The organism is Xenorhabdus budapestensis (genome assembly GCF_017743015.1).
GTDB lineage: Bacteria > Pseudomonadota > Gammaproteobacteria > Enterobacterales > Enterobacteriaceae > Xenorhabdus > Xenorhabdus budapestensis.
The window spans coordinates 535020-550930 of record NZ_CP072455.1 but is presented as its reverse complement, the minus strand read 5'-3'; the positions used below and the strand labels follow the sequence as shown (position 1 = coordinate 550930).

Sequence of the window (15911 nt, the reverse complement as noted above, 5' to 3'; positions counted from 1 at the left end):
TGTTTTGCTCATCGGTTCACTCCCTGTAAACAATAGCAAATAATGAGCGGTAAATTTCCTGATTGATATCACAGGCCAATGCAATCAGGTTATTTAAATCAGCAGAGCATTCTGTACTGGCTTTTTCAAGAATGACATAAAACAAAGAGGTTGCCAGACCTGCCCGAAACATGGCTTGTTCCAGTGACACAGGCTGCTTATGTTCATGTTCTCTGATGATTTCAACATCAACGGATTTACTATCCGGTATAGAAGCACGACGAATATTATTAGCGGCGTTTTCTGCACCACGTAACGTTTTATATCGGTAACGAACCGTTTCTTTTTTTGTCTCGCCAGTCTGTTGATTTGTGGTGGTAACAATGAGTTTAAACATGGCTTACCTCCTGAATGGAGGTAAAGCATATAGGAATGCTTTTAGGCAAACAGACTTTGCCCTTTCTGGTTAGAAAGGTATATTGATACATAGCTACCTCGATAGTGTTGATATCGTTGGTGGTTAGCCCTCGCTCAGTGTTGGTAGCACTGTTCGGGGGCGTTGATTTTATAGGTTTTACCATGTTAAGGTGACCACCTATTAAAGATAAAGCTAATTCAATAGGTGGTCACTTGTCAACAATAAAACGAGACAAAAGCCCTAAAGGTGATGGACAATCCCCACAATTTAGAATGCGTATAACTCCAGAACTGAAAGAACAGTTTGAAGATGCAGCCCTAAAATCAGGAATGAGCCTAGCTAACTGGCTTAAAACTTTGGGACGTAACGAACTAGAACGATTAGGAATTAAACCCAAAGGCTGAGCTAATAAATTTTATTAATTCGGTTCATAGGTCTTTTGTCCTAAAAATTGATTATTTCGAAGGTGATTTTTGCAATGTCACCTTTTATTTTTTCTTTTTATTAGGCTGTCTGAACACGGCGAGTTGAAACCAAATAACCATCAAGATCGGATTTTAAATAAATAACTTTACGACCTATCTTATGATATGGAATTTTTTCTTTTCCTGTATACGCCCAGTTAGCCAGCGTTTGTGCGGTAACAACAAGATAAACTGCGGCTTCTGCTCTGGTGAATTTTTCTAAGGTTGTTGCGGAAGGATGTATTCTCATTTTTAGCACCATATATTATTAATTATCAGTAGTGATAGATTGTTTATAAATAGACATTAAAAATAGTAAACTGCCTTGTATAACGTTTTATACAGAAAGGTGGAAATTTATACCTCAATAGAGGTATATAGTGATGTGATCAGACAAATATTAAATTCAATTCATTCGAACTCAATCGAACAAGCAGATAGCATCACGTTGTTAATTTCTTACTTTAGGTCTTTTTCAAGTTGTATTAGCTTTATTTTCTTCATAATCCATTTTTGCATTTTCCTATTCAGATAATTGAAAAAGAATTCTTCGTTTATCCTCATCACTCATTCCAGACAGAATAGAAATAATTTTTTGATCTAATGCCTTTTTATTCTCTACCATGCCAGCATGTTCCAGTATCGCCTGCTCTATTCTTTTAGCTGGCTCCTGCAATTCATCAGCACCAAAATGTAAATACCCCTGAGTAACATCAGCACTACGTAATGTTCTGTGATTCATTAAGCGCTTCAAAATATAGTTACCCACTCCTACCAATTCAGCGACTGTACCAAATGTACGGCGGGCATCATGCCATTTGAATGGTATTGGTTGGAGCATATCTAAATTTGGTTCAGGGACAGTAGCTGCGCTGATACGATCAATGATATGACGACATTCTTTGATAACACCTCTCAGACCGGGAAAAACAAAATCCGGTTCTCCCTGCTTCATTATCAAACGCCGACGAAACAAGTTCCTTAAGGTATCAGTAATAGGAAGTTCAAGCGGATCGCCATTTTTGGTTGTTTCTATCCAGAAATAACGCCCTCCCATATTCACACGATCCCACGTAAGGTTGAATATCTCCGATTTACGTAATCCGGTAAACATAGCCATTTCCACCGCATCACATGCAGCGACTGCAACATCATCTCTTCCATTTTCGGCTTTATCCCGAACAGTGGCCACAGCACTTAACCAGCGTGCAAGTTCATGTGTTCGGATACGATCAGTTTTTCTTACCGTGCCATACCATTTACGCTTTGTACTCAAAACGGCAGTAGGTGGATCAGGGAGTAAAACCCTTTCTTCTTCATCTCGATAATGGTCATGGGCAAAACGATAAACAGCCCTTAACGACCTAGCCCATAAATCGGCCTGTGCGTTACTACCACTCCCAACACCCGCACGTAACGTTGCTTTATCAGCACCAAACCAAACACTACCCTCAGTGATTGCTTTATGCCTGAGTTCGACACGTTCCCTGCTTATTGATGCTAGTGGTTGTTGCAGCCAATCACCGGAAAAGTTCTTTAATATGGAACGATATTGATTGGCAGTAGTGAGTTTTAATCTATGCCCTCTGTTAGAAATATAGGTGTCTAACGCTTCAGATAATGTTACTACTGCTTTTTCATTGATACGCTTAACAACATTGGGGTTCTGGCCTGTAGTGGCTACTTCACCAAGAACTTCAAGCGCCTTTGCCCTAGCATTATCAATAGATAAATCAGGAAATCGCCCTAATGTGGCACGGATAAACTTTCCTTTTCTCTTTCTGGAAATACAGAAACTTTTAACTCCAGTCGTACCGATACGAATACGTAACCCGTTTACCACTGTATCACTATACTCAACTTGCCCACGTTCTGCGGGTGGCAGGCTTTCTAGTTTAGCTTTCGTGAATTTGAAAGTTTCCACATCTGTCCCTCTATATTAAAAAAGTAAGAATCAACTTTTCTATTGTTACCAAACGATTAGGGTATCTTGTGAATCGCTTGCAGACGCTAGGATACTTATAGGATACCGTAGGCAAGTATTTTAGGTTATTTATGTGGATTTATACAGTAGTTATAAAATTTGTAATTAATTGAAAATTAATAACAAGTATAAATAAATAAAACCACTTACTCAGTCTCATAATCGCTTGGTCGCTGGTTCAAGTCCAGCAGGGGCTACCAAATTTTATCTGTTAAATCAGCACATTAAGCCACTTTTTAGCAAGTGGCTTTTTTGTTTTTATAGACCAGTGGCGACAAAATGGCGACAGGGATTTCTTAATATTTCATTATCTCTTACTCTGAAGGTAATATGAGTTTGCCAGTAGTCGAAACCAGATGGGAGATCGAAATGGAAAATAATGCTTTCAACATTACTACAGTAAAAGAAGTTGCTGAGTATACAGTCAGAGGCCCTGAGCAATATGAAATGAATAACCTATTAAATAGTGGAGAATGGGTTTTGCTATCTGTAGCACCTGGTGTTGATGAAGACGGTTATCCGATGCACAAACATTCTTTAGGAAGAATTTCCGAATAAAATTTTCTCTAAAATTAATCAACCAGTGCAATGAATTACTGTACTGGTTTTTTCACTCCCCTACAGTCCAATTACCTGATTTCACATAAGAAAATTAACTAATATTTAATAATTTCCCCTTACCCCGCGATCCACTTTTGATCCAAAACATGCAAGCGGGTGCGGTGTAGTGCGTTTTACGTCAGGTTTACTTTTATTTCATGGGGATTGTACAGCGTGAACACGCCACAGTAACGCAGATCCAAATGAACCATAGCGGCGAGTAGTGAATTGAGGAGTGAACGGTGCTGTGTGCGTCTGGTGACGTTTGATGAGGGGATAAAAATAAACCCCGCCGAAGCGAGGTCGATTTGTCTAACCAATCACAGGCGAATACTTCTGTTTCAGTCCATCGGATTTATGGGCTGTGTTTCTGATGGCGCTGGCGTTCTGTGGTGTCCCTGTGTTGTGATGGGTATGAGCGGCGGTCAGTTCCGCCAGTTCCTTGACCACATCCAGTGTCTCTAACATCAGAGTCATGACGTTAAGTTGCTGGCTGCCTACCCAGACCACAGGTGCGACGATTTCCTGTTTTACGCCTGCGATGCTTTGTTTAAGCAGGCCGATTTTCTCTATCAGCTTTTGCCCGACTTCGACATTAGCATCTTTCCCCACACAGGCAAGGTAATTCGAGGAGGCCGCCAGACTGTAATCCCCGTCAGCCACTTGCTGAACTGCGCCTGCCAGTAGGGTTGATGTACCTAACACCACCGTCTTATCCGTAGCCTGTATCGTGGTGTCACGGGCTACCACGGTGCGGGCTTCCGTGTCAGCCTTAATTTCGCGATGCATGGAGGATTCATTAATGGTCTGGTCAGTCTGGCGTATCCAACTGCCTTCCTGTGTCACCCGCTGTGAGACTTCCGCCCGCTGCTGCTGCAACTGTTCACCGGGCTTGATATCAGGCAATGTATTGCCCTGACTCAAGGTCTGGCGGATAAAAGGTTTGTCCGGGCGCCCGCCTTCAAACGCAATTTCAACCACCGTGCCAATGGGCGGGTATTGGAACATCCCCGATTCATTGCCCGCCATTGGCAAGGACAGAGGAACGGCACGATAAACCGGGGCGGCGGCATCTTTGCCGTTATCATCCAACAATTGCACATCGACCGCATAGCGCGGGCGGAACGGGTCGGCCATATCGCCGCTGGTTGTGTTTTCGGTATGTGCCTCAATGCGGGCGAATTTGGGCAGATGCGTGCCCGCCGATAATTCCGGGTACGCTGCATCAATCTGACGCTGGGCGGGGGTTCTGTTTTCCTGCTGGCCGTTGGGCAACCATGTGATAGTCATGTTTTCATTGTTCAGATTGACCTTACTCAGCCGCTGCTGATTGACCACAAACCCCGGTCGCAATGATTGGATCATCGGAATGGTCATAGCATTACCCGACGACTGATTATGGCTGAATTCATTGGGGATCTCGACGGGCTTTTCGACAAACATTGAATGCTTCCAACTTCCCAGATAAACCGAACCATCTGGTAATTGGTGCCAGATATAATCTTCAATGGTAAAGACCAGTCCTAGATTCGCCAGCAATTGGTAACCCGTGCCATTGTGGGTGTAGTGTGGAATAGGTTTATCTGTATAAGTCGCATCCGGTAGGGTGAACGTTAGCCCGCTATGCTCCTGCAACCAGTCCGCAATCTGTCGCAAAGTCGGATGCTGAAAAGAGCATGACCACAGACGGTCAAACACGCCAACCAACTCACGCACAAACAGACGCTGGTAGCCATTCTGGGCAGGTTGCGCGCGCTCTACATAGCCCGTAAACCAGCGTAACACCAAATCCGGGTAACCCACATCCAGACGGACGAGTTTTCCAGTATAATCGGTGGTTGTTTCAGCAGTGATAAAGCCCCGGCCACAAGATGACAGCTCCAGCATGATATTGAAATCAACCAAATGAATTTCATCACCGGAGAGATAAAGTCGGCTAATCGGTGTCATTATTTGGCTGGTCCTATCCAATCATTAATCGGCTTTAATACATGGCGTTCAAACCAGCTTAATTCTTCCGACTCTTCTTTGACTACACTTCCTCCATGTCTTGTTTGTTTTTTCGCTTGAATATTGCTGGCTGCACGAGAATCACGTTTTTCCGCCACAGACAAGTGCTCCCTGAGTGTGAAAGAAACCTGCCATGCCTGCTTGCCGTCCACCTTGCTGGCATCAATCGTGCCCGTAAAGGTGCCAATACGAAAGTTAATAGCCTGTGCGGTCAGGTTGGCGACCCGGTAGCGTTTCAGGTTGCCACTGTCTTTGGCTTCCGCCAGTGCAAACAGGCGCGCTAGGGTTTTCTGTTCGGTAAAGGGAATAATGCCCGTGATTCGCAGTTCTTTCGGCTTGATGCCCTGTTCGGCCACGGCGGTACTGGAAGACTGGCCGCTCTGGTCTTGATCCTGAAACATCACGGACGGCGTGACCGTCAGGCTTTTTAACGGAATGGCCTCACCATCAAGGGCGAGGATGATAATTTGGCTCATGTAGCATCCTTTCTAATGGGCGAATATCGTCCCCGGCAAACAGAACCGCCAGCGTGTAAACCGCGTCCGGTTCGGGGATATTCTTACGTAACTTTTCCGCCACATGTGCGCCGTTCCCTTTCCCGGAGAACGCCCAGACCGTGGCTGACTTTCCCGCCAATCCGCTCATGGCATCAGTGACTTGCTGTAAAGCGGATTGCCGGGCGGAGGTAAACGCGGTTAACTGGGATTTTAACCCCGCGATACTGCTGCCTGCGCTGGCCTGTGCTTTGGCTTTGGCGATCAATTGCGCATTGACCGCCTGACGGCTGGTTGCGGTGGATAAGGGCTGGGGCAGCGGTAAACCGCCACCCAGTTTGCCCGGCAATTGCATTTTGGTCGTGGCCAGACTTTCCGCCGTCTTTGCCATCCGTTTGACCTGAGCAAATGCAGGCAGCGGTAGCACTGATGAAAACTGCGTGAGATGCTGCATAAACTCATCATACGTTTTGGCACACACCATCAGTATCAGGCTGTTGATATCGCCTGCACCCGTGAGTTTAGTCGCCAGCGTCTCAATGGCATTGGTTGGGCTTAAGTAACTGCCGCTGTCAGTCTGCTGCCCGATACCGTAAATAAACGGATGAACGGGCACAATAGCAGCCGATAGCCCCGATAAATTCGGGGACAGTTGCAGAGTTTTACGCTGCCAGTGCATTACTGGGATTGCTCCGGCCAGTGAATATCAGGCGCCTTTGATGTGTTTACACGGTTTAATAAAACACGGTATTTTTTCCACGCTTGCAGGGCGGCAATTTCTTCGTCGGATGCCAGCTCAACATCAACCGCATCCTGTAAATAAGTGAGGGTATTATTTGCCTCTTTTAGTCTTTGTGCTTTTTCATACTCGGCGTGTGCAATCAGCGCGACTTTTTGTGCGTCAGTGTCCGTGACCCAGTTTTTGCCGTCCCATACATCAAAATCCGTTTTGGGTTCAGAAAGTGTCAGCGAGGGTGGCAAATCACCAAGGAAATCAATCTCTACGGGCTGGCGATTGTCGGTATTGTAGGCTTGTTTACCGCGATGGTCAGCAACATATACCCACGACTTTTCATCTTCACTGCGGATCACCGCAATCGCTGATTCTGTCGGTAAGTCAGGCTTATCCCGGTAAGCACCGCCAACAACTGAGCCGCCGAACGGCACATTATCCCATGATGCATGAATATATTCGCGTGTCATGGGGTCGCAGATATAGACCTCAGCCCAGCCCGCAATGATGGCCAGTCCCTTATCGTTGAATTGGGCTTTTTGAATCGTTGTTGTGTATTTCATTATTTTATCCTCGTAATTAAAATTTTAGCCACGTTCTTCATACGAAATTCGTGTGCCGTGGGGACTTGCCGGGCGGCATTGAAGTGGATGGTGCCGAGGACATCGGAGGGGCCGGATGACATCGTTTGACCCGCCCCTTCTTTACTGAAAACCCCGGTCGTGAGTGCCCCACTGTCAGCCCGCGCGGTAAACGCACCTGTTAAGTTTCTCATGGCATCATCCTGATAGGTTCCCACGGTTCTCCCCATATCAATCTTCCTCCCATTGTCAGCGATACGGATGGCGTATCCGCGGTCATCGGGTAATTTCAGGTCTGGAAATATCCTGGCTAATTCCGGGTAGTCACTGGCTGAAAATTCACGCCCTTCGTTAGGCCAGAAATCCGCAGGGATGGGCGCGGATGAGTTCCACAAAACAGTGCCGCCGACAGGAACACCCACTAATTCAGTAGAAGAGGAATCAATGCGTAAGTAACCACTTCTATCCACTTTCGTGTTGCCGGTGCCATACAGGTCATTCTTTTTTCTTTCGTTGTTATTCAGTAACACGGAGGTCACTTTGACATTAGCCGAATTAAAATCAACCGAGAGAATGGCGGAGGTGTCCCCCGTTCTCATCAACAGGCTCGGTGAATACCGATGAGCTAAGGTCGTGGTGGTATCATTTCTGAAAATTTGCGAGAGACTGGATTCTCTCAGTAACACGGATTCCAGTGCCTTCTGGTTGTGATTGTACAGCACCCCTTTCCCGGCGAATCCATTGTCCCCGAGTTGCATGAGTTGACCACTCCCACCCGGTAACAAATGGGTTGTGGATTCTTCGCCTTTTCTTCTGGCATTGATGCGTACAATGCCGTCATTGGTGACATCCAGTTGCAGGGATTGATTATTTTTATTATTGACGACCTGTATCACATCACCATAAGAAGTGATATTGCCTCTGATATCGATACTGCCTGAAATTTCACCACCCGTGTGATTAAACTTTCCCGCAAGCCCCGTTTTAAGGTCTTCTTTTGTGGCATAGTCACCCTTCGTCTGTTTGGCATTCAATCCGCTTTGCACTTCCTGCCATGTCGCATAATCGCCTTTGGGTTGCTTTGCATTCAGGCCGCGTAATAATGCCGCTTTCGTGGCATAGTCCTGTTGAACCTGATTTAAGACTCTTTGTAGATCAGCAATATCACGGGCATTTAATGTTCCCTGACGGCGTAAGTCAGTCACATTGCCGTTTCCGTCAATCAGGGCAATAGCAAACACATAATGCGGATATCCGGCTGCATCCACGTAGTTTTTCTGGTCATTTGCAGCCGTAATTTTAACAGTGGTTTTCCACTGGCTCACCAGATTGCCCTGATAACTAAAATCGGCATACACACGGATATTACGCAGACTGTTTAATGTCTGGTCAAATTCCAGTACTCCACGCAGCCCACCGACATAGGCCAGCCCTTTTTTCACCAGATACTGCTCGCCCTGACGCACCACCGCAAAGCCATCCCCAAAAAAGGCGGCTTCACCATAACTGTCGGTATTAATCAGGCGCTGCATTTCGTCAATGCCTGTTAAACGGGCGGTAAAATCAATCTGCCATGTTTCTGCTGTGGTGGTAATCGCTGTTTCTGTTGCTGCACCGTCAAACTCCAGCAGGAAAGAGCGGGTAAGGACATTGCCCTGCAAGCCGTTAGCGGTTTTGATTTTTTTCTGGGTGGGCGCATGGGTGATCATACCAATGACACCGGAGGCCTTATTCATCAGGCCAATCCAGTTAAAATCAAAGTGACCGACCTCTGTCCCTAATGTGACGCTGTAAGCCACCGCGTTCTCACTGGCGAGTCCGGTTTTGTTGACCGACTGACGGTGTACGATTTGACTTTCCGCAGGTAATTTTTCATCACGGCTGATGGTCTGCGCAGGGTCTAAATCCGGTACATACGCGAAAACAAATTCATCCAGCACCACAGGATTGCCTGCGGCCACTTGCTGGGTCTTCCATTTTTCAAAGTCTGTCGTTATCACTGAAGACATACTATTTCCTTATAATGACGCACCGTAGGTCACGTTCGGTGCGCTACTTTCCTTGAGGCTGGCACTGTCACAGACGGCAACGCCTGCGATATGCCCCACTTTCAATAATAATGGCTGTGTCGGGATGGCAGCGGCATAAGTGCAATATTCAGTGCCCACGCTACCCACTCGCATTAACAACTGGTTTTTGGCTATCACTTCAAAGCGATAACGGCGGCAGGTGCGGCCATACTGGCGGATGATATTCATCAGCAAATCGGGGTTAGCCGCAATTTGCCCATCACTGAGGCGCAAGATAATGACATCCCAGTCAATGTCCGGCTGGCGCTCCAGCAATTCCACATAGCCCACGCCCAGACGCTCAAAAATGGCAATAAACCCCGCGATACTGCCGGCATCTTTGGCATTGATAAACGCATACTTCACCCGCTTGCGAAACAGGGGCAGCGGTTCGCCGTTAAAACGCTGGATATCCCGCTGATAGGCCAGCACCGATAACAGCGCTTTGGAACAAGTTTCCGCATCCAGTTGCGCCAGCGGCCAAGTCAGCCAGTCATAAACCTGCGTCCAGAATACCCGTGCTGTATTGAGCAGTTTGGCGGGTTCGCCCTTATCCATCCATGAGGGCAGAGCCAGTCGCTTAAGGCGTTCCGTAAACTCAGACATTCTTTACCTCCACGGAGAGCGTTTTCAGCCGCGGCACATTTAACTCACTGAGAATATCCCTCAGTGAAAAGGTCAGGGATTCAATCTCACTGAATTCACGGTGAATTTCGCGCCCTAAGTTGGAAAAGGAAAAGCGCGAGTAGGGCCATGTTTTTTTCACCGCATACTGGCTGTTTTCCCGGAATGCGCAGCGGATCAGGTTTTCCACATCCCGTTTCAGGGTCGCTATCTGCTCGTTGCTGTAGTTCGCCAGACTGACCACAAACAGCGTAACCGCTAAATCATGCTGGGTTTCCGGCATGGGCAGGCACTGCATATCATCACCATGCCCGTGGTGGCCCTGATGGGTGATGTAATCGTTGACCGCTTCAATAAAGGGCTGACTGGTGACGCCGGAATCCAGCAACAGATACGCATTGGCGGTGCCTGCCCCACGGGGCGCGTCATGCAGAAAGAAGATGCGATCAATGCTTAACCCCGCCACTGCCGCAATCATGCCCCGGTAAACCGCATCCGTATGATAGTTACCCACGAGGTTATATTGGTTACGGCAACGGTCGCGCAAATCATCATCGGATTCGGCATCCGCGCCGGGGATTAACAGCCAGCCTTCTTCATTTTGTACCCGCGCAATGCCGGAAACTGCCACAGGCAGAATGCGAAAATAACCGGGGGCCAGATTGAAGGCCCCGCCTGCTATTTCTGCCGTGACAGGCAGTAAAGCACTGCTGACGCCTTCAGCAATTGCCACACTTTCCGTGGTGCTGACCCGGTAGATTTCACCGTTAATGCGCTCAGTCTGGATAACCGTTCCGGCGGGCACGGTCACGGCGGAAGCGCCATCCGCCTTATAAAAACGGATCACACCCTGTGCAGCCGAAGCCGGTTTGCGTTTCAGGTTCACGCCCCATGCAAACATATCCAGCCATGAACCCGAAGCTGTCGCCAGATACATATTCTTCAGCGTCACGTTGATTAATGCGTCTTTCAGCCACAGTACCGGGCGCGTGACAATGGTGTTAATCAGCCGCCAGAACGGGGACATGCGCGAGGTGTTGGTGATTAATCCCGCCTCATCCACGACCTGAGCGAATGCCTTGCTAATATCGGCTTCCGTCGTCGGCATCCCGCTGTCACGCAGTACCTTTTCATAATCCATCGTTGGTTTAGTGTCCATTTCCCACACTCACATTAATACGGCCAAAATCGTAAGTTTCTGCCGTGATCCATAACTTGGTCGGTGATTCTTCATTGATGCTGACAGTGCCCGGAATAATCCGCTCATCATTTTCGATTAGAATCACTATCTGAGTCTGAATATCCGCACGTAATGTCGGACTGCGTTCAGCAATTAAATTTGTTGCCAGACCACTTTCAATAATCGCGTGAACACAATCCTGTCCAATAGAAACCCGATTATTACAGAAATGCGGTTCATTCCCTGAATTGAGCGTAAAATCACGCTCACTAATTAACAAATCAATATATCTAGGCTCATCCATAGGCCACTTGTTCCCATTCCGTAAATTGATCTGGTGTCATGCCATTGGAAACATTGAATGTCACACTTTCAATACTGCGGCTGTTATCATTAATAGTCTGTGAATTATTCGCCACTTCACTCATCAGGCCATTTCTATTAATACCCAGTTTTTTTCCACCTGTTAATACTCCTTCACTTTCCAACGGATTAACTGATTGCACAGTCTGAGGCATAATTTGCTGAGATATAGTTTGGGATTGTCCCTGCAACATATTATTGGACTGAGTTATCAACTTTTGAGTATTTTTTCCCACTCCCATATTGGAAGCCGTTGTTTTTTCCATTGGATCATTAACCATTTCCCCAATTACTTTGGCTCCAATAGATCCAATTTCGAAACCCGGAATAAAACTTAATATATCGCCAAGGCCAGAGAACATATTACCCAGAGAAAAATCTTCAAAAAAATTAGATATTTTTTCTCCTGCGAACTCAAATAGAGAAACCAGAACGATAATAAGCTGAATAATCAAATTTATTGGAGTCATAATAACTTCAATAGCTCCAGCCACAGAATGGCCAAAAGAACGTCCCGCATCAGTGGCACCTTGTAATTCTTCACTGGTGTATTGTATTGGAGCTAACAAATCAGCAAACCAGCCAAACAGAACCTTAACACACTGCCAAACAATACTGATGACAGAACCAATTGCACCAAATAAGGATGCAATCGGAAAAAGTGCACCACTAGCTTCACCAAAGCCCTGAATAAAACCTTGAATAAAAGCCTTAATGGGTTGCCAGAACTTAATAACTACAATAACCAATCCAGCAATAACAGCAATAATTGCCAATACAGGCCAAGTTACGGCAGTAAGGCCAGCCGCTGCCATCCAGGCTGCTACATTGGTGAAAATCAGGGTGGAGCGAAGCCAAGTTAATGCCGTACTCAATACTGCACTGACTGTTGCCAACACACGGAACTTTCCTGTTAGCAAAGATAATATAAATGCTCCCGTATTCCATACGGCAATCAATCCCATCCAAACAAACTTACTGATTCCCATCACTATATTGGCGACAGCACCCACGACGGCAAAGTTCGTAATCGCCAACGTGATATATCCAACCCAACGAGCAATATTGGGAAACAATTTCATCCAGCGTACTAATACTTGGCTGGTATCCGCGAGCCAATTAACCAAAGGTTTTATAACCGGCAGCAATGCTGAACCAATTAGAATATGAAGATTCTCCCAGATTGCCTGTAACCGCTCCCACGGATCAGCCATCTGTGCCGCCATTTCACGGGTACGTTCCATTCCATCATTCGCACCCAGCGCAGCCATGTTCTTGTTTAACGCATCAACATCGTTGAAAAGCGCTTTGACCACCACAGCAGAGTCACCAAATGCTGCTTCAATCTCAGCCTGAGCTTTCAGATTACCTTCAATGCTTGTGCCATATTTGGCCTGTAGTTTTTGCAGCATTTCCGGCATGGAAAGCATCTGGCCGGAAGCATTAACAAAACTCAGTCCTAGACTTTTCGCGCCACCCGTTGCAACCGATAAAAACGCCTCATAAGCGTGGCTGGCATCGCCTCCCAACGTGCTCTGTAACTGCCCCAATACAGCCAACTGTTCATCTATCCCCACACCAAAATCTGTTCCTGCTTTACGGGTATTTTCCAGTAGCAGTGTCATTTCAGGCATACTGGTGCCGAATGTCTGTGCCATAAAAACAGCCTTGCCTGACAGCTCTTCAGCAAATTGAAGATGTCCTACGGACTCGGCATGATCGGAGAACAGGTCAAACATTTTCCCCATATAATTCGCCGCATCTGTTGAGCTGGTTTTCAGAGCAACGGCGGTGGTATTGGCAATTTTGGTCATCTGGGGCAATTCCGTTTGCTCCAGCCCTTGTACTGCTTTGTTAATTTCCGTCGCTGATTTCACAAACTCAATGGCTGACTTGCCATATTGTGAGCTAAAGGTTACAGAATCTTTGGCAATTTTTGCCATAACACTGCTATCAATTCCCTGTAATGAGGCTGATTGCAGGGCATCATCCATTTGAATGGCTGGCTCAAGGAAGCTATGCGTTGACCAGAATGAGTCAGCTATTGTTTTCCCACCCGCCGAAATTTTGCCAAATGCCTTTTGTGATTCCTCAGCAACGCCAGAGACTGCATTTTTTATACGATCAAGTGGTTCTGTAACCCTATTGACTAGATTTAATATAAAATCGAGCTGACTCATGGCTCACCTTTTAATGCCAATGCAATTCCATTTGCAGTTGCAATGCGTGTATATTCCCAATATCGATTATCTAACCAAATTGCACGGGCTAAATTTTCCGTATCATCATTTTCATTTGGTAGATAATGACGACGCAAAGTTAAGGCCTGTTCGAATAAGCTATTGTCGATAGCCTTAACCCGTGCATTTAGTTTTTTATTTCAATTTCCAGTTTTGGTGCATATTCGGAATTGATTTTTTCAACCAACTGCATTGCCGCACCCGGAATTTGTAACAGTTCATCAAGAGCAGGTTTAGAAGCAGACTGAACAATACGACGCAAATAAGTAACAATCGGCACAATTTTATTGTCCATTGTCATATCATTAATCATGTTATTATAAGCGACAATATTTGGCTCAAATTTAATTTCATTTCCGCCAACTATTAAAGCAATAATTTTATTTTCTTTGGTCATGATTTAATTCCTTTCTTTTATTTCATCAATGAATAATTTATCGATTATTTTAGTAAACATCGTCCCTGATGCAATGAGCCCCCTAATTACACGAATGTAATAAAGGTTTTCTCATGTTCTTCCATGAATATCTGTGTTTACCCGATCAGATTACGGGTTAATTCTGCTTCGAGATAGGGAATACCATTAATACGCACAAAATCAGGTGAAGTGACAACAAATTTAATTTTATGTGTCATCACGCTGCCGCCTTTAGGGTCAACATCCAGAATATCACTCACGATCAGTTTGCAACCGTAAGCTTCAACTTTCATTTCCTCATTACCTGCTTTGGCGTACCACATCAGATCAACAGGCTGAATACCCCGCCACGAACCCGCAGCACGTGCTTTGGCTGTGACGATATCCAAATACTTAGTGCTGAGTTCAATTTCCCCTTCTGCTGTTACATCACCGGAGATATAACCATCCGGTACGCCCTGTGTTTGGGCGGCGGCTGTATTGTCAGTAACGGACAGACTGACCTTTTCCGCATGAACCAGATCTCCATCCATATTAAAATCGACCGACTGACCGGAAATACGCTGGCTCATTTAATTTCCTCCCAAATCCAGCAACAAACTCGCCGTGATCCCTTTCGGGCATTCGTAAGTGCGAATAGTGATATAAATTTCTACCGTGTTTTTATTGCGCCATGTGATAACAATGTCACCATCCTGAGGTGATTTCACTTCACCCGGAAATGTCACACCGTTAATTTCCGTACTACGGGACATTTCACGCAAAGTACGGGCGAAATACGCCTGATGCGTGGCGATGCTGCCCGGTGTACTATTCAGGCTGCGATTAGCAATTTTAGCGATAGCCTGCAAACGAATACGGCGTGCGACCTTATCCACAACACGCAAATTTTCGATACTCTGGTAATCTCCGCCTTCCACATCCAATGTGCGGCCATCTGACCAATACATGCCATCGTAATCGGGATACCACATTGGCACACTGAAACGTAATTTTTCCAATGCTTGTAATGTTGCTAAATCAATCGGCTTCCCTGCACCATCAAGCGGAAAATCTGTTGTTCCCAGATCCATCAATGGCCCTGTCTGGACTCGTGCCGGGCTGTCTGCCACCGTGACGGCACGATTACACAAACGGCCCGCTAATACCCCCGCTTCATTGCCCCACAGAGACGGCACTAATTGGATCGATGAAACTGCTTCTCCTTTTTGCAGATCAGCCAGACGAGCAACATAATCTGACCAGGTTTCTTTCGGCTGTGTTCCTTCAACAGCCAAAATAGCCCACTGCCAACGCCCAAATTTAGCAATGGTATTTGCCCGCAAAGTCTGCGCAGCCTTGATAATGGCTTTAGTCGCACCGACCGTCAGCACATATCCTTCTACACTGGCAACACGCTGTGCTGCTGTCACCACCTCAACAAAGGCCAGTTCATCTGCCGATTCCGGCAAAACATGGACATACCCAGACCAGTTTTGTCCTGCGTTTGCCATCGCAGCCAGTACATTACGTTTCAGAGCGGTATCTGTTGTTCCCAATACAGAATCAAAATCCGTCTGAGTATTTACAGAGATTGTTTTGCCTGTGTTGGTTTTTCCCGTTCCAACAAAGAGCAATACGCGCTCTATTTCCTTGGTTTCGCCTTGCAGTTGGTTAACTTGGTTAACCTGCACATGTGGCCACATAATTTATTCCTTTATTTATGTTTTATTTGTTCAAGGTTGCAGATGTGTTTTGCAATTCCTTAAATCTGC

Annotated in this window: 18 protein-coding genes; 2 read left to right on the top strand and 16 right to left on the bottom strand. The window is 46.1% G+C overall.

Going from position 1 to position 15911, the window contains the following annotated elements; genetic code table 11:
• Positions 1 to 16: 16 nt before the first annotated feature.
• On the bottom strand, positions 17 to 376 hold the full coding sequence (locus tag HGO23_RS02340; protein ID WP_209027845.1) for a hypothetical protein: 360 nt from the start codon (positions 374 to 376) through the stop codon (positions 17 to 19).
• Positions 377 to 609: 233 nt separating this feature from the next.
• Between HGO23_RS02340 and HGO23_RS20015 the strand changes: the two genes are divergently transcribed.
• Complete coding sequence (locus tag HGO23_RS20015; RefSeq protein ID WP_422645745.1) at positions 610 to 801, top strand: toxin-antitoxin system HicB family antitoxin; 192 nt, start codon at positions 610 to 612, stop codon at positions 799 to 801.
• A 100-nt stretch (positions 802 to 901) separates the two neighbouring features.
• On the opposite strand, the gene HGO23_RS02330 is transcribed toward HGO23_RS20015, so the two are convergent.
• Both HGO23_RS02330 and HGO23_RS02325 read right to left on the bottom strand, forming a co-directional pair.
• Positions 902 to 1111, bottom strand: a complete 210-nt coding sequence (locus tag HGO23_RS02330) for a helix-turn-helix domain-containing protein (protein WP_244967865.1) — start codon at positions 1109 to 1111, stop codon at positions 902 to 904.
• Positions 1112 to 1384: 273 nt separating this feature from the next.
• Entirely contained in the window at positions 1385 to 2785 is a 1401-nt protein-coding gene (locus tag HGO23_RS02325) for an integrase family protein (RefSeq protein ID WP_209027843.1), read from the bottom strand.
• 429 nt (positions 2786 to 3214) lie between these two features.
• Here HGO23_RS02325 and HGO23_RS02320 point away from each other — a divergent pair, with 429 nt between their 5' ends.
• Positions 3215 to 3403, top strand: coding sequence for a hypothetical protein (locus HGO23_RS02320; RefSeq protein WP_209027842.1), 189 nt, complete (start codon positions 3215 to 3217; stop codon positions 3401 to 3403).
• 354 nt (positions 3404 to 3757) lie between these two features.
• Here HGO23_RS02320 and HGO23_RS02315 read toward each other — a convergent pair whose 3' ends face one another.
• The 13 genes from HGO23_RS02315 to HGO23_RS02255 all read right to left on the bottom strand — a co-directional run bounded on the left by HGO23_RS02315 (position 3758) and on the right by HGO23_RS02255 (position 15845).
• Complete coding sequence (locus HGO23_RS02315) at positions 3758 to 5395, bottom strand: hypothetical protein (protein WP_209027841.1); 1638 nt, start codon at positions 5393 to 5395, stop codon at positions 3758 to 3760.
• Positions 5395 to 5931, bottom strand: a complete 537-nt coding sequence (locus HGO23_RS02310) for a baseplate complex protein (protein WP_099136203.1) — start codon at positions 5929 to 5931, stop codon at positions 5395 to 5397. The genes HGO23_RS02315 and HGO23_RS02310 overlap by 1 nt, the downstream gene beginning before the upstream one ends.
• Positions 5903 to 6628 carry a hypothetical protein gene (locus tag HGO23_RS02305; protein WP_209027840.1) on the bottom strand — a complete coding sequence of 242 codons (726 nt, stop codon included), beginning with the start codon at positions 6626 to 6628 and terminating at the stop codon, positions 5903 to 5905. Before HGO23_RS02305 ends, HGO23_RS02310 begins: the two co-directional genes overlap by 29 nt.
• A complete protein-coding gene (locus tag HGO23_RS02300; RefSeq protein ID WP_099136201.1) occupies positions 6628 to 7245 on the bottom strand; it encodes a tail fiber assembly protein in 618 nt (205 codons plus the stop codon). Before HGO23_RS02300 ends, HGO23_RS02305 begins: the two co-directional genes overlap by 1 nt.
• On the bottom strand, positions 7245 to 9272 hold the full coding sequence (locus tag HGO23_RS02295) for a phage tail-collar fiber domain-containing protein (RefSeq protein WP_209027839.1): 2028 nt from the start codon (positions 9270 to 9272) through the stop codon (positions 7245 to 7247). The genes HGO23_RS02300 and HGO23_RS02295 overlap by 1 nt, the downstream gene beginning before the upstream one ends.
• Before the next feature lie 9 nt (positions 9273 to 9281).
• Positions 9282 to 9938: a phage tail protein gene (locus HGO23_RS02290; RefSeq protein ID WP_209027838.1), complete on the bottom strand. Its 657-nt coding sequence runs from the start codon at positions 9936 to 9938 to the stop codon at positions 9282 to 9284.
• Positions 9931 to 11115, bottom strand: a complete 1185-nt coding sequence (locus HGO23_RS02285; RefSeq protein WP_209027836.1) for a baseplate J/gp47 family protein — start codon at positions 11113 to 11115, stop codon at positions 9931 to 9933. Before HGO23_RS02285 ends, HGO23_RS02290 begins: the two co-directional genes overlap by 8 nt.
• Positions 11105 to 11440 carry a DUF2590 family protein gene (locus HGO23_RS02280; RefSeq protein WP_209027834.1) on the bottom strand — a complete coding sequence of 112 codons (336 nt, stop codon included), beginning with the start codon at positions 11438 to 11440 and terminating at the stop codon, positions 11105 to 11107. Before HGO23_RS02280 ends, HGO23_RS02285 begins: the two co-directional genes overlap by 11 nt.
• Entirely contained in the window at positions 11433 to 13679 is a 2247-nt protein-coding gene (locus HGO23_RS02275; RefSeq protein WP_209027832.1) for a phage tail tape measure protein, read from the bottom strand. The genes HGO23_RS02280 and HGO23_RS02275 overlap by 8 nt, the downstream gene beginning before the upstream one ends.
• Positions 13676 to 13816, bottom strand: a complete 141-nt coding sequence (locus HGO23_RS02270; protein ID WP_169923060.1) for a DUF6890 family protein — start codon at positions 13814 to 13816, stop codon at positions 13676 to 13678. Before HGO23_RS02270 ends, HGO23_RS02275 begins: the two co-directional genes overlap by 4 nt.
• A 50-nt stretch (positions 13817 to 13866) precedes the next feature.
• Complete coding sequence (locus HGO23_RS02265; protein ID WP_099136195.1) at positions 13867 to 14136, bottom strand: putative phage tail assembly chaperone; 270 nt, start codon at positions 14134 to 14136, stop codon at positions 13867 to 13869.
• Between the two features lie 137 nt (positions 14137 to 14273).
• The gene (locus HGO23_RS02260; protein WP_038266791.1) at positions 14274 to 14729 is read right to left on the bottom strand and encodes a DUF2597 family protein; all 456 of its coding nucleotides are present in this window, start codon (positions 14727 to 14729) and stop codon (positions 14274 to 14276) included.
• Complete coding sequence (locus HGO23_RS02255) at positions 14730 to 15845, bottom strand: DUF2586 domain-containing protein (protein ID WP_209028677.1); 1116 nt, start codon at positions 15843 to 15845, stop codon at positions 14730 to 14732.
• Between the last annotated feature and the right edge of the window lie 66 nt (positions 15846 to 15911).

Bases quoted from the DNA above. Each gene is read 5' to 3' on its own strand.
- HGO23_RS02340 (WP_209027845.1), bottom strand. From the start codon at position 376: ATGTTTAAACTCATTGTTACCACCACAAATCAACAGACTGGCGAGACA.
- HGO23_RS02330 (WP_244967865.1), bottom strand. From the start codon at position 1,111: ATGAGAATACATCCTTCCGCAACAACCTTAGAAAAATTCACCAGAGCA.
- HGO23_RS02320 (WP_209027842.1), top strand. From the start codon at position 3,215: ATGGAAAATAATGCTTTCAACATTACTACAGTAAAAGAAGTTGCTGAG.
- HGO23_RS02315 (WP_209027841.1), bottom strand. From the start codon at position 5,395: ATGACACCGATTAGCCGACTTTATCTCTCCGGTGATGAAATTCATTTG.
- HGO23_RS02310 (WP_099136203.1), bottom strand. From the start codon at position 5,931: ATGAGCCAAATTATCATCCTCGCCCTTGATGGTGAGGCCATTCCGTTA.
- HGO23_RS02305 (WP_209027840.1), bottom strand. From the start codon at position 6,628: ATGCACTGGCAGCGTAAAACTCTGCAACTGTCCCCGAATTTATCGGGG.
- HGO23_RS02300 (WP_099136201.1), bottom strand. From the start codon at position 7,245: ATGAAATACACAACAACGATTCAAAAAGCCCAATTCAACGATAAGGGA.
- HGO23_RS02295 (WP_209027839.1), bottom strand. From the start codon at position 9,272: ATGTCTTCAGTGATAACGACAGACTTTGAAAAATGGAAGACCCAGCAA.
- HGO23_RS02290 (WP_209027838.1), bottom strand. From the start codon at position 9,938: ATGTCTGAGTTTACGGAACGCCTTAAGCGACTGGCTCTGCCCTCATGG.
- HGO23_RS02285 (WP_209027836.1), bottom strand. From the start codon at position 11,115: ATGGACACTAAACCAACGATGGATTATGAAAAGGTACTGCGTGACAGC.
- HGO23_RS02280 (WP_209027834.1), bottom strand. From the start codon at position 11,440: ATGGATGAGCCTAGATATATTGATTTGTTAATTAGTGAGCGTGATTTT.
- HGO23_RS02275 (WP_209027832.1), bottom strand. From the start codon at position 13,679: ATGAGTCAGCTCGATTTTATATTAAATCTAGTCAATAGGGTTACAGAA.
- HGO23_RS02265 (WP_099136195.1), bottom strand. From the start codon at position 14,136: ATGACCAAAGAAAATAAAATTATTGCTTTAATAGTTGGCGGAAATGAA.
- HGO23_RS02260 (WP_038266791.1), bottom strand. From the start codon at position 14,729: ATGAGCCAGCGTATTTCCGGTCAGTCGGTCGATTTTAATATGGATGGA.